The sequence below is a fragment of the Lujinxingia sediminis genome, from assembly GCF_004005565.1.
Classification (GTDB): domain Bacteria; phylum Myxococcota_A; class Bradymonadia; order Bradymonadales; family Bradymonadaceae; genus Lujinxingia; species Lujinxingia sediminis.
The window spans coordinates 770,410-784,005 of the sequence record NZ_SADD01000001.1 but is presented as its reverse complement, the minus strand read 5'-3'; the positions used below and the strand labels follow the sequence as shown (position 1 = coordinate 784,005).

The window sequence follows — 13,596 nt, the reverse complement described above, 5'->3', positions numbered from 1 at the left end:
CATGCGATGATGCGTGACGTCGGGCTTCGTTCCCCCGGGATGCTGTCCATCGTGTCCCCCCCTGGTTGTCGAATGCTCTCCCTGGAAATGTAGGATCGAGGGGGGGAATGGTCGATATAGGGGAGTTCTGGGGCCTTGAAAGGAGGCGGGGGATGGCGCAAACTGAGGACGAGAAACCTGCGTGAGAACCATTCCCCAACTGGATAGGCGATGCGAGACCCGAGGTCTCGTCGAAGCTGGAGATATGAGATGAGTTTAACACTGCAAGCGCTCGAAGATGCGGGGTTTCCGACGGAGAATTGGCCGGAGGATCTGCCGACCCCCGGCGAGTCGAATATCTACTCGAAAGAGTTGGAGGGGAAAAAGGCATTGTACCGCTATCAGGTCAACGTGGAGGGTGCGACCTATGCCATGGAAGTGCTTCTGGATCTTTCAACAGCACCGAACCCTGCAGAGGGTGTGGGGTTTATGCTGAACCAGCTGGCATTTTTGTGGCGGCAAGATCGGGCGCAGGTGGCGGTGCAACCCAACGGTGCCTGCCGGCGAATCAACTTCTGAGATGCTGACCCGTATGGCGCGAGGCATCAGGAGCGAGCCATGACCACCCGTGTGATGTTCTTCTGTCTGGGTAATATCTGTCGCTCGCCGCTGGCCGAGGCGTTGTTTCGTTACCACGTGGAGACGCGGGGGTTGGGGGATCGTTTTGAGATCGCCTCGTCAGGGACGAGTGGTTATCACGTGGGGGAGCCGCCTGATCCCGGGAGTGTGAGGGTGGCACGAGAGAGGCTGGGGTTGGATATCTCCGGGCAGCGGGCTCAGCAGCTGGTCGGTGCGCATGTTCAAGCGTACGACTGGCTGGTGGCTATGGATGGAACCAACCTGCGAGATGCTCGACGACTGCCGGGTGGGGCTCGGGAAAGATTGGTACTGTTGCGGGATTATGAGCCGAAGATGTCGTTGAGGGGACAGGATGTTCCCGACCCGTGGGGCGGGGGGCCTGAGCATTTTGAGCGGGTGTTTGAGATGGTGGAGCGCTGCACCGCGGGGCTGCTCGATGCCATGATGGCGGGCTGATTTTACGACACCGAGGAGAGGTGATGCGAGCTACGCGAGCGTTGTGCCGGGTTGTGTGCCTGAGTCTGCTTACGGGGGTGGGGTTGATGGGATGTGAGCCCTCCCCTGCCCCGTCGTCGGGAGGGAATCCCGAAGAGACGGACGTGACGATGGGGACGATTGAGCCGAAGGAGGATCCGCAGGCGGCCGCGCGGCAGGGAGAGCGAGAGCGGATGGTGGAGGCGCACGTGGTGGCGCGAGGGGTCCGGGATCGCACGGTGATTGAGGCGATGCGAGCAGTGCCTCGCCAGGAGTTTGTGCCGGCGCCGGTGCGGCCGCGGGCGTATCAGGATGCGCCCTTGCCGCTGGGCGGGGGACGCACGGTCCTGCAGCCCTATCTTGCCGCGCTGGTTCTGGAGTTACTGGAAGTCAATCCGGACGATCGGGTTCTGGAGGTGTCTCCGGGCAGCGGGTATACGACGGCGTTGCTGACGGAGATGGGAGCCAGGGTCAACGTGATGGAGGGGGATTGTGAGATGGCCTCGTTGCTGGGTGATGACCTGGTGCGTGCGGGGTATCGAGGGGCGGAGGTGCGTTGTGGCGACGGGCTTAAGGGGTGGCCGGAGCGTGACGCTGGTTTTGAAGGGGTTTTGGTGCATGAAGCCGTGACGGAGCCTCCAGAAGCACTGGTTGCCCAGTTGTCGCCGGGGGGGCGAATGGTGGTGGCGCTGGGAGAGGGAGAGGAGCAAGCGCTGACGGTGGTCATGAAGAACGAGGATGGGATGGTGACCCTGCGCGACGTGGAGTTGGTTCAATTCTGGCGTTCGGGCGAGGCGAAGTAGTCGGAATGTTCAACCGAGACAGAGAAAAGGCCGCCCTTTTGGGCGGCCTTTTCTCTGTGTTGAACGCGGGTGGGACTTACGCGCCGAGGGCGTCGAGTGCCTGCTGACTGGGGGCGTGAGCGGCATCGACTCGGAGGGCGCGTTTGTACATATCGCGGGCGCCGCGCTCGTCTCCGCTAGCCTGCCGGATGGCTCCGAGGTGGAAGTAGACGTCAACCTTGTCGGCGTTGTCCTTGATGTTCATCTGATGGAGCAGGAGGATCTGGAAGATCTTGAGGGCGTGCTCGAGGTCTTCGCCGTGGAAGGCGAGCTTGCCGAGGCTGAGGAGGTTGGGGACGTAGGTGGCGTCGATCTTGTGGGCGGCCTCGTAGGACTCGCGGGCGCTGACGCGATCGCCGGCCTGTTCGGCGAGCTTGCCCTGGAGGTGATAGAAGCGCACGACGTCTTTCATCTGGCGGGCGTCAAGGAGGGAATCGATGACAGCGTTGAGAATGGGAGAGGCCCGATCAACGAGCCCCTGCTCGATGTAAGCGTCGAGCAGCGGCTCCACGATGGCGAGGTCATCGCCGGAGATGGCGCGAGCCTTCTCCAGAGCGTCTGTGCGCAGGGAAGTGCCAGGGAGATGCTGTCGGGCGAGTTCGCCCATCTGGAGGTAGAGTTGAACCTGCTCGTCGGCGGCGTCGGCACGTTGGGCGCGGTGGTCGAGGAGGCTGTATGCGCCGAGGTAGTCGTCGGTGCGCGTGTACAGGGCGTCGAGACGACTGAGCACAACCTGATCGTCGGGGAAGGACTCCAGGATCGTGAGGTAGGTTTCGGCAGCGGGTTGAGCTGCGCCGGCATCGTGCTCCAGGGTGCGGGCGCGCTCCAGGATCAGGTCGTAACGCTGCTGATCATCAGCGCCCTCCATGCGGCGATCGAGGACGGCGATGACGTTGTCCCAGGCCTGTTGAGAGCGGTAGATCGACTCCAGGCGGCTGAGGGCGTCGGGGTGATGGGGGTCGGCTTGAAGTACGGTGCCTGCGAAACTTGCGGCTTCGTCGAGTTGGTGGAGTTCCTCGTGGCAGATCTGGGCCATGACGAGGAGGTGGTGGAGCTGAGCGTCCTGGTCCGGGGCACGATCGAAGTGAAGACGGTGCAGGCCAAGGAGATCGTCCCAGCGGGCTTCGTTGCGATAAAGGTCGCCGAGGGCGGCGATGACATCGGGGTGATCGTCGCGCAGAGCGAAAGCTGCCTGATAGTCTTCGATGGCGGCATTGGCGTCGCGGTCGACTTCGTAACGCAGGCGCGCGCGTCGAAGAAGAAGCCGGACGATCTCGTCTTCGTTGCCCGCGAGTTCGAGCTGACGGTCGAGGAGGTCGCGCAGGGCCTGGTGGTCACCGAGGCCGTGGTAGACGTCTTCGAGTGCGCGAAGGATCTGGGGATCGTCAGGGGCGAGCTCGCCGGCGCGGGTGTAGGCGTCGAGGGCGCGTCCGTGTTGTTGGAGACGATCGGAGGTGACGGCACCGAGCTGCGTGAGGAGTTCGAGTTGAAGCTCGGGCTCGGCACGGTGGTTGAGAAGACGATCGAGGGTGTTTGCGAGCTCCTCGTAGCGTTCGGTGATCTCGAAGAGGCCGCAGAGGGTTTCGAGGACTTCGGGATCTTCGCCCTGGAGGTCGGTCCAGCCGTTGAGAGCGTCGATGGCGCCGGCGTGATCCTGCAGCCCGAGGCGTACCCGGCCCAGCTCGGCGTAGATGTCGGCCTGTTCGGAGGCGTCATGGGAGGACTGGAGTCTGGCCGTGAGGACGGCCTCCAGGCTGTGATCGTCCCCTTGCTGGCGAGCGATGCGCTCCAGGTTTTCGAGGGCCTGCTGGTGGGTGGGTTCGACAGCGAGAACGACGCGGTAGAGGGATGCCGCCTGCTGTTCATCACCCAGGATACGGAAAGCCCAGTCAGCAGCGCGCTCCGCAAGTTCGAGTTGTCGGATGGGGTCATTGAGGTCTTCGACGATGTCTTCGTAGAGGACGACGAGGGCCTCGTAGAGATCGCGTTGCTCGGCGATGGCCTCAATTCTTTCCTGAACGTCGACATCGTGGGGATCTTCGCGGAGCGCCCTGCCCCAGTGCGCGTAGGCAGCGTCGATGTCACCGAGTTCTTCGTACTCCAGGGAGGCCACTTCTCGCAGCAGATCTGCCCGTTCGGCGGCGCTCTCCACGGTTTCGAGCTTCAGGAGGTAAAGGCGGCTGAGTTTGAGCCAGTCTTGAGCCTCGCGGTAGGTGGGCTCGAGCAGCTCCAGGATCTCGGAGCGTAGGTCATCGACATCACTGAGACGCTCCAGGCCCTCGACGGCGCCGGTATGAGTGGGATCGTCCAGGAGCACGCGGCGGTAGAGTTCGAAGGCCTCCAGTGGCTGCTCGAAGGCGAGTTCCAGGAGGTAGGCGAGCTGGTAGTTGGTCTGGAGAAGTTCGTCGCCGTCTACCACAGTCTGTTTGGCCCCGAGGACCTCGACGAGGTTGGGCCAGTCTTCGAGAGCCTGGTAGATCTGGTCGAGCCAGCGCAGGGCGTCGAGGTCATACTCATCAAGCTGCAGCACGGCGTTGAAGTGACGGATCGCTTCGTCAGCCTCGCCCATGCCCTGAGCGTACCCCTGTCCGACAGCGAGGTGCATCGAGCGGCGGACTTCGAGGTCGTCAACGCCGAGTTCGAGGGCCTCTTCGTAGAGGGCGACGAGGTCGTCCTGGAAGCCGAGGTGTTCGGCGAGGAGTTGAAGCTGCTCGCGAAGAAAGTCGACCTGGGGGACGTCGCGCAAGGCGCGCCCCAGAGTGGCAAAGGCTTTGACGGGGAGATCGAAGGCGTCGATCTGAAGTTGAGCGAGATCGATGTAGAGTCCGGCGCGCTGCTCGGGGAGCTCACTGAGTTCGATCATGCGCTCGTAGAGCGCTTCGAGCTCATCGTATTCTTGTCCGGCGCGGTAGGCGTCCTGGAGAGCTTGACCGGCGGGGACGAGGGCTTCGGGGTGGGTCATCAGCCGGAAGAGCGCACCGCGGACCAGGTAGTTCTGGGGGTCACGCTCAAGGGCGCTGGCGTAGCGCTCCAGGGCCTGGAGAGGATCGTTGAGGTGCTCTGCGAGGACATCGCCCTGTCGGACCTCAAGGGCTGTGAGGTCGTTGAGAGCATCGGGGTCAAGAAGCTCCTGACGGGAGTGAAGCGCGTCGAGGAGTTCGGGCCAACGTTGGTTGGTATTGTAGAGATCAATGAGGGCGTCGAGGGCATCGGTGTCCTCGGGGTTGATGGCGAGAGCATCGATGAAGCTGACGATAGCATCATCGGGTCGCTGGAGGTGGTCACGACGGAGTTGACCAAGGCGATGGAAGGCGCGTGAGCGCAACGAGTCGCCGTCGACAATCGAGAGTTTGTCGATGAGGAGGGATTCCAGCCCCTGCCAATCTTCAAGGGACTCGAGGAGGCGCTCCATGACAAGAAGGTAGGAGAGCTCGGAGGGAGCGTCCTGTCGAAGTTCCTCATAGAGGCGCAGGGCCTGGTCGGGCTGCTGAAGGGTTTCGTCGTAGATGCGAGCGATGCGCACGCGCAGGCTCTGGCCCTCTTCAGGGTCGTAGGTCTCGGCGAGGCGACGCTCAAGGATCTGGACGAGAGGCTCCCATTTGGAGAGTTCGCCGTAAAGTTGCTGGAGTTTGCTGAGGGTGTCCTCTGTGTCGGGAGCGATCTCGACGCTTTGCTGGTAGGCGGCGATAGCGCTCTCTTTGTCGTCGAGGGGACCTTCGTAAACGCGAGCAATGGCGGCAAGAATGCGTCCCTGACGCGCGACGTCGTCGGAGTCTTCGAGGGCAGCAAGGTAGATGGGAATGACCCGCTGCCAGGCGTCGAGGTCGGTGGCGAGCACATCGACGAGTTCTTCGATTTCGCTGTTGGAAGGATCGAGGCAGTAGGCGCGTGCCAGGGTGATGAGGGCCTGAGAGCGTTCGACGACGTCTTCGCTGACGCGAAGCATGAGTTGAGCGCGCTCCACGAGGACCTGGACCTGGAGAGCGACGTCATCGAGGAGGAGGACCTTTTCTTCGAGAAGGTCATCGATTCGCAGCCAGGCGAGGGATTCATCGTAGGTGTTGAGGAGGAGATCAATGACGCTCAGGCGCAAGGGCTCCCAGGGGCCGCTGCGGCGTTCGAGGTCGTGGCGCAACCCCTCCAGGGCGCGGATGGTAGGACCGTGGGAGGGCTCGTCATCAAGGATCGAGCGGTACGTCTCGATGGCCTCTTCAACGGCGTCGAGATGGGCCTCCTGCAGGCGGGCGAGCTTGAAGCGATTGTCGAGGACGACGTCGGGGTCGAGAGCGTCGTTGATCCGCCAGCGGTAAATCTCGGCCAGATCAAACCAGCGCTCGACTTGAGCGAGGAGTCGCTCCAGCGAGGCACGATAGGAGGCGGAGGTGGGATCGACTTCAAGGAGTTGGTTGTAGGTGTCGATGGCGGCTTCAACGTCGCCGAGAACCTCTTCGAAGAGGACAGCGAGCTTTTCGAGCCATGGTGCCGCGTGCTCGGGCTGCTGCTCGGCGAGGCGACGATAGTGCTCGGCAAGTTCGAGCCAGTCGCGCTCCCGCTCCAGCAGACGCTCACGAAGATCGATCGCCCGGTCGAGGTCAGGGGCAAGACTCAGGGCAAGGTTGGCGGTGTCGGAAGCGCGTGTGGCGTCGAGGAGACGATCGGCGAAGATCTCGGCTTGCTCCACGCGCAGACGTGCGCGGAGCGCGTCGTCGATGTCATAGCTCTCACGCAGGACGGTATCATAGCGTTCGGCCAGGGCGAGCCAGCCCTGGAGGGGATCGATGACACGCGCCGCGAGGATGGCGAGGGCGTCGCGGGAGGGTTGGTCAGCGGGGTCGAGAGCAAAAATGCGACCGTGAATCTGCCAGGCCCAGGCGGGATCGCCCAGCTCGTAGTCCACAATCTGGGCGAGCTCGCGCAGCCATCCCAGGCGTTCGGCCGGGAGATCGCTGGCGGCGGCGCGGACATCGAGGACACGTGCCAGGCGGGTGCGGTCTTTGCGCTGGCGGTAGAGAGGTTCGAGGTGCTGAGCAGCCAGGGCGCTATGCTCGGGGTCCTGGTCGAAGACAGCTTCGAGGGAGGCAATGGCGTGGGGATGCTCCGCGTCGATATCGAGGGCGCGCCCGTAGAGTTCGACGGCCCGGGGAACTTCATGGAGGGGGCCCCGGCAGAGGTCGGCCAGGGCAAGTTCGGCCTGCAGCACTTCGGAGGGAAGGCTGCTGGAGGCGGCGATGTCGGTGTAGAGGTCGGCGAGCTCCTCCCAGCTTTCCCGGGCAGAGAGGAGACGCACGAGTTGCTCCAGCGCGAGCTGGCCGCGGGGTTCAAGTGCACGAACGCGGCGCCAGGTATCGACGGCGGAGAAGGAGTCGTTGAGGCGGTTCTCCTGCAGCTCGGCGATCTTTCGAAGGAAGGTGAGCGCGTCCGAGGGTCTGGAGTCGAGGAGTTCCTGGTGACGCGCTTCGAAGATCTCGATGAGGTCGTGCCAACGCTCTTGTCTGTCGAGCAGTGACATAAGGCTTGCGAGGGCCTCGGCATGGGAAGGTTCCATGGCGAGGACTTCACGCAGGTGGTGCTCAGCCTCGGCCTCATCGCTCAGCGCATAACCGAAGATCATGGCGAGCTTGAGGTGGAGGTCAAGGATCATGCGGGGTTCGAGGGCGCGGTCCAGGACGGTGCGGAGGTGCTCCGTGAGGGTGTTCCAGGCTTGCAGACGGCTTCCCAGCGAGATGAGGGCGTCACCGTAGCCCTCCCGCTGTGGCTCCAGGGCCCAGGCCTGAGCGAAACAGGTCATGGCGAGTTCGCCACGGTCGTCGAATCGGTCGCGGGCGATGACACCTCGATCGAAGAGAAGGGTGGCCTTCTCGGTAGGGTCGAGGAGTTGGGTCGCGAGGCGATCGAGGAGGTCAAGGAGACGGGACCACTTGTTGTTTCGACGGTAGATCTCGCGGAGATCGGAGGCGACGTCTTCGATCCAGGCGTCTTCCCGGGCAAAGGCTTCGAGGCGAGCGACGGCTTCGGGTTGGTCTTCGACCCTGGCGAGGATGGAGCGGAAGACCTGAAGGGCTTCGGTGGTGTCGAAGAGTTCGTCTGCGAGGGCGGCGCCGAGGCGCAGTTCGAGTTCGAGGCGAAGTTCGGGGTCGCGGGCTGCAGGGCTATCGAGGCGCTGACGAGCGACATCCACCCAGTCAGCCCAGCGGGCTTCGTCGCGGAGGATGCGGTCGAGCTGAGCCAGCGCGTGGAGGTGGCCCGGGGTTTCGGCGACGATGCGACGGTACGTTGAGATGGTCTCTTCGAGGTCGTGGAGTTGATGCTCGTAGACTTCCGCGAGTCTGACGAGGACGCCCATCCGAGCGGCCCCCTCCTCGACGAGCTCCGCCTTTCTCTGAAGGAGTTCAGCGAGTTCGAAGTGCTGGTCTTGCGCGTCGTAAAGTCGTTCGAGGGCTTCGACAACCTGGAGATCGGTGGGGTCCGCCTCAAGGATAAGGCGGTTGGTGTCGATGGCATCGGGAGCGTTGTCCAGGACCTGCTCCTGGAGGATGGCAACACGGCGCAGGAGCTTGAGGCGCTGCTCGGAGGCGGCGACTTCAGACTGGCGCAGGAGGATGAGGCTGAGGTTTTCGGTGTCGCCGGTGGCTTCGAAGAGACGTTCGAGGGCCTCCATGGCGGAGATGTCGTTGGGGTCGAGTTCAAGAGCCTGCTCAAAGGCAGCGATGGCTCGGGTGGAGTCGTTGAGCTTCTGGGTGGCGAGCTGTCCGACGCGTTTCCAGATGGCACCAGCGGCGAAGGTGTCAGCGCTTAAGGCGGCCTGTTCGAGGGTAGAAGCGGCCTCATCGAGCGCGTCGACGGCGTTGGCGAGTTCGATGAGGCGCCTGCGGCGGTCTTCATCGTCGGGCTGGATGAGGACTGCGCGTGCGATGGCGTCGAAGGCCTGGCGGGGTCGGCTGAGCTTTTTGTGGCGAAGCGTGACGAGTTCATCGAGGATTTCGAGCTTCTCGAAGGGCTCGTCGCAGAGGTCGAGGCGGATGGCGAGGACGTGATCGAGGCGGTCGTACTCGCTGCGCAGGCGGTAGATGGGCTCGAGGGTGCGTGCGAGGTCGAGGCGGAGCTCGGGCCAGGTTGCCTCGGAGGCCAGGCGGTCGTCGAGGTCGGCTACGAAGGCCAGGACGGCGTCGTCTCCGGGGTCGTCTTCCAGGAGGTCGATGCTGATGGCGACGGCGCCGGGAAGATCATCGAGTTGCTCGAAGCGCAGACTGGCAAGGCGTCGCAGGAAAGCGCGGCGACGCTGGGGCTGGAGGGTCTGCTCTGCCTGTTCGGCGAGTAAGGCGTCGAGGTCGTGCCAGGCCTGCTGATCGCGGAGGAGGCGCTCAAGGGCGTCGACGGCGTCGGAATGATCGGGCTCCATGGCGAGGATTTCGCGATAGAGTTCGATGGCGTCAACGGGCTGATGGAGGGCCGCGTCGAGGAGGCTGGCGGCTTCGGTCAGGAGGTTGACGCGATCTTCGTCGAGGTCAACGAGGAGTGCGCGTTTGCGAAGGATATCGACGAGATCCGCGGTGCGCTCGTCTTTGCGGTAGAGGCGTTCCAGCGCTTCGACGGTGGGGAGGTCCATCGGGTCATACGCGTGGAGACGCTCCCAGGCTTCGAGTGCTCGCGGGCGGTCTTTGATCTGGTGCTCGCGGATGGCGGCGAGGTGGCGGAGCAGATCGAAGCGCGTGGGGGACTCGTGGCCAAGGAGGGGGCTCTGAGCGGTGAACATCTCTTCGATGAGGGCCCAGCGGTTGAGACGGGCACCAAGCTGCTCGACCCTCAGCCAGATATCGTCACGTTCGGGATCGATGTTGAACTGGCGACAGGCGTGATTGAAGGCGACTTCAAGGTCTTTGAGTTCGTCGGCGTAGAGAGGGATAAGCTCGTCGAGGATCTCCTGCTCTTCGAAGGGGTCGTCGCAGACACGAAGGCGGGCTTCGAGAGCCTCGGCGAGGGGTTCGTGAGCATTGAGATCGCGGAGGATAGGCTCAAGAAGCAAGGCGGCGTCTCGAGCAAAGTCGTCGCGCTCAAGGAACTGGCGGGCGGCGGTGAGGGCGCCGTCGTGTTCGGGATTCTCCCCGAGGACCTCGGCGTAGGATCGGAGCGCACCGTGAGGGTCATCGAGGTGGTCGCGCATGAGGTCGCCGAGTTCCATGCGGGCACGCCAGACAGCTTCGGGGCCCTCATAGGCAGCCAGGGGGATCTCGCGCATGAGGAATTCGGCGACGTCGTGGTGACGCGCGTCGAGGCGATGGAGTTCTTTTACGCCGCGCAGCGCACCGAGGTGGTCCGGGTCGCGGTCGAGGATCTCCATGTAGGTCTGGCGAGCAGCGTCTTTCTGGTCGAGGTGAGCGCGCTGAACGTCGGCGATCTTGGAGAGCTGGTCGACGAGGTCGGCGTCTGCGGCGCCCTGCTCTGCCAGGAGCTGAATCTGGGTGCGGAGGGTGTCAACGCGATCCTCGTGGCGTCCGGCGCGGTCGTAGAGGGGGTCGAGGGCGGCGAGCACCTTCATGGATTCGGGCATACGTGGACGCAGCAGCTCGAAGAGCTCGATCGGCCGCTCGGTCTGCTCGAGGTCGTGCGCCAGGAGCGTTGCGGCGCGGGAGAAGAGGTCGTTCTGCGTGGCTTCGTCTTCGATGGCCTCGGCCCGGGCAATCCATGCGTCAGCGAGGGTCTGCTGAAGGGAGGCGGCGCGGGCGTAGTCCAATGAGACGTCAAGGATTTCGGGGTCCGCCGGGAAACGCTCAAAGCACTTCAGCGCCCAGGCAAGAGCCTGGTCGGGCTGCTCGCGTCGATGTTCCAGATCGGCGATGGCGAGCATGGTTTCGACGCGAGGGCCGTCTTCATCGCGTCGTTCCAGAAGGAACTGGTGTGCCTCAATGGCGCGATCGTAGTGCGCCTCCACGACGTAGTTCGGGAGGAGCCGCTCGTAGAGAGCGGCCTGAGTCTCCTCATCGGGAGCACGCAGAAGCAGGTCTTCCAGGGTTGTGATGAGGCGGGCGTTGTCCTGGAGGTGTTGTTGAGCGACGCGAACCTGGCGTTCGCGCAGGTCGATGAGCGCAGCGTCGTCGAGGTCTTCGGCAAGGAGGTCGAGGCGGTCGAAGAGCTCTTCGGGTCGCCCGGCATTCAGGTAGAGACCTTCGAGGGCGTCGAGTTGAGAGGTGTGGGCGAAGATTTCGCTGAGGCTCTCAAAGGCCTCTTGATGGTCGTTGTGTTCGCTGAGGATGGCCTGCCAGGCGCGGGCGGCCTCGTCGAGGTCGTTGAGGCGTTGGTGGAAGAGACTCGCCGCTTCTTCCCGGGTTGCCAGGGCCTTATCCGGGGCGAAGGAGGGAGCTCGGGATTCGAGGAGGCTTGCGAGCGATCGCCAGTCTTCAAGGCGACGGTAGGCGCGTTGGAGTTCGTCGAGGCGCTCTTCGGAGGGGTGGGATTCGGAGAGGGCTTCGAGGACACGTGCTTCGCGCTCGGGGTCGCGAAGTTTCTCGCGAGCCATCTCCAGGAGTTCGGTCAGGCGGGTCTCACGCAGGTCTCCCAGTTCGAGGACGGCTTCTTTGACCTCAAGGTCGAAGAGGGAGCGGAAGTCTCGACGCTGCTCGTAGATCTGGCGGAGACGGTCTCGGACGTCGGCCTCCTCGGGAGCGATCGCGATGACGCGCTCGAGGTAGGGGATGGCCTGGGTGACGTTATTGAGTCGTTCCTGCCAGATGTCAGCGACCTCAAGGAGGAGGCCAAGTGCGCGGCCGATGTCGCCCTGCTCTGCGGCGAGTTCGGCGGCGTCGGAGAGCAGGCTGGCGAGGTCATTGAAGCGGCGGTTCTTTTCGTAGAGGTCGCGAAGTTGATCGAAGGCCGAGGGGTGGAGAGGGTCGAGCTCCAGAATCTGGGCCATGATCGTAATGAGCATGGAGTCGAGGTTGAGGCGGACGCGGTAGATGTCAGCCATTTCTTCGAGGAGCACGACCCGCTCAGCGGTGTTGTCGGGGTCGTTCTCTTCGAGCTGACGGACTTCGTCTTTGATGAGATCGACGAGGGCGTTCCATTTGCCGTGGTCTTCGTAGAGGTGTCGAAGACGGCGACGCGCCTGGGGGTCAGCGGGGAACTCTCTCAGGAAGTTTTTCCAGACATCGATGGCCTTCTCTGCGCTGCCGAGTTCGGTCTCAGCGATGTCCGAGAGGCGCTCGGCGACGAGCCAGTAGTCCTCGCGGTCGTTGAGTTGAGTGAGGCGGCTGGCGAGCAGCGAGAAGAGCTTTCGCCAGTCGCCAGCGTCTTCGTAGTAGGCTTCGTAAAAGGCAAAGACGTCGGGGTGAGCGTCATCGAGGAGTTTGAGACGTTTGAAATAGTACTCGGCGCGCTCGTCATCATTGAGTTCCAGCCAGTAGAGCCTGGCGAGTTCGGTCATGACCTCCCATTCACCGTCACGTTTGCGCAGGTAACGCACGGAGTGTTCGAGAGTTTCGGCGAGTTGACCGAGGTCGCCCTGCGCGCGGAGTTCGGCGCGAAGTCTCGCCAGGGCGGAGAGGTTGGCCGGGTCATCCTGGAGAGCCTGGCGGGCATCGTCGGGGTCCCCCTCCAAGGGGGCGATGGCGTCGAAGAAGGCGCTGACGCTGCGCTTCTGAGGTTCGATAGGAAGGTCGGGAGTTGCGCCGGATTCGGTCATAGCGTCAGGTTCGCGGGAGGGGGAAGCGGAGGTATCACTCTCAGTGGAGAGTTCGTCGATGATGAGCCGAGCGTCTTCGTTTTGGGGGTCGGCGTTGAGGGCGCGGCGTGCGAAGTCGAGGGCGTGTGCGGGTTGCCCGGCGAGTCGATCGTACTCAAGCTGAGCGGCTTCTAGCCAAGCCTGAGCGGCGTCGGCCCCCTCCCCTTCTGCGAGCAGCTCGGTGGCGAGTTCGTCGGCTTCGGCGATGGCGTTGGCAATGGAGCTACCGCGCTGGTAGAGAGCGGTGAGCTGATCGACGAAGGGGTCGGAGTGTTCGATTTGCGCGAGGGTTTCGAGGGCGGCGGGGATGTCGCCCTGGTGTTCGGCGCGGATCTGAGCGATGGCGAGCAGGAGGCGTGTGCGCTCGGCGAGCTCGGCTGCGACACGAGCCTCGATCTGGTGAGTGGTGAGAAGATTGTCCCACTCCTGGTGCTGCAGATAGACGGCGGAAGCGCGCTGTAGCGGGAGTGCGTCTTCGGGGTGTGCTTTGAAGGCTGCCTGGAAGGCTTCCATGGCGCGGGAGCGCTGGTCGAGCTCTTCGAGGTAGAGATCCCCCAGCGCCAGGAGCGCGCGGGCCTTCTCGGGTCCGGGTTGCAGGGATTCGGCGAGGGCGTGGAGGCTCTGAGCAAGGCTCTCGTAGTCGGGCTTGAGGGTGCTGATGCTGGCCTGTTCCCGAGCGGCAGAGAGGGCTTCTTGCCAGTGTCCGTGTTCCCAGCAGAGGCTCTGCAAGGCGCGGAAGATGTCGGGATTACCGGGGTCGGTGGCCAACTGGTCCTGGAGCGCGCGGAGCTGATCGGTCATCGATCTTACCTGTCTGTAGAGCGGGAGGGCCTGCCGCGAGGATGTCTGCGGTGGGGCTGATGGCGAGCGCGAAATCCTAGAGTGTTCGGGGGGTGAAGCCGTCAGGCAAATGTAGCAATCAAAGCGGGCGTGCGGCAAGGCGGTCTG

Annotated in this window: 4 protein-coding genes; 3 read left to right on the top strand and 1 reads right to left on the bottom strand. The window is 63.6% G+C overall.

Annotated elements, in window-relative coordinates; all coding sequences use genetic code 11:
* Positions 1–249: 249 nt before the first annotated feature.
* The 3 genes from EA187_RS03175 to EA187_RS03165 are packed head-to-tail and all read left to right on the top strand — an operon-like array spanning position 250 to position 1,895.
* Positions 250–558 (top strand): hypothetical protein, encoded by a 309-nt coding sequence (locus tag EA187_RS03175; RefSeq protein WP_115602950.1) that lies wholly within the window; start codon positions 250–252, stop codon positions 556–558.
* A gap of 39 nt (positions 559–597) precedes the next feature.
* On the top strand, positions 598–1,074 hold the full coding sequence (locus EA187_RS03170) for a low molecular weight protein-tyrosine-phosphatase (protein WP_115602951.1): 477 nt from the start codon (positions 598–600) through the stop codon (positions 1,072–1,074).
* Between the two features lie 23 nt (positions 1,075–1,097).
* Positions 1,098–1,895, top strand: a complete 798-nt coding sequence (locus EA187_RS03165; RefSeq protein ID WP_127779140.1) for a protein-L-isoaspartate O-methyltransferase family protein — start codon at positions 1,098–1,100, stop codon at positions 1,893–1,895.
* Positions 1,896–1,971: 76 nt separating this feature from the next.
* Here EA187_RS03165 and EA187_RS03160 read toward each other — a convergent pair whose 3' ends face one another.
* Positions 1,972–13,449: a tetratricopeptide repeat protein gene (locus EA187_RS03160; RefSeq protein ID WP_127779139.1), complete on the bottom strand. Its 11,478-nt coding sequence runs from the start codon at positions 13,447–13,449 to the stop codon at positions 1,972–1,974.
* Positions 13,450–13,596: the final 147 nt, after the last annotated feature.

What these genes read in the sequence shown, in the direction of transcription:
- EA187_RS03175 (WP_115602950.1), top strand. Translation starts at nt 250, where the DNA reads ATGAGTTTAACACTGCAAGCGCTCGAAGATGCGGGGTTTCCGACGGAG.
- EA187_RS03170 (WP_115602951.1), top strand. Translation starts at nt 598, where the DNA reads ATGACCACCCGTGTGATGTTCTTCTGTCTGGGTAATATCTGTCGCTCG.
- EA187_RS03165 (WP_127779140.1), top strand. Translation starts at nt 1,098, where the DNA reads ATGCGAGCTACGCGAGCGTTGTGCCGGGTTGTGTGCCTGAGTCTGCTT.
- EA187_RS03160 (WP_127779139.1), bottom strand. Translation starts at nt 13,449, where the DNA reads ATGACCGATCAGCTCCGCGCGCTCCAGGACCAGTTGGCCACCGACCCC.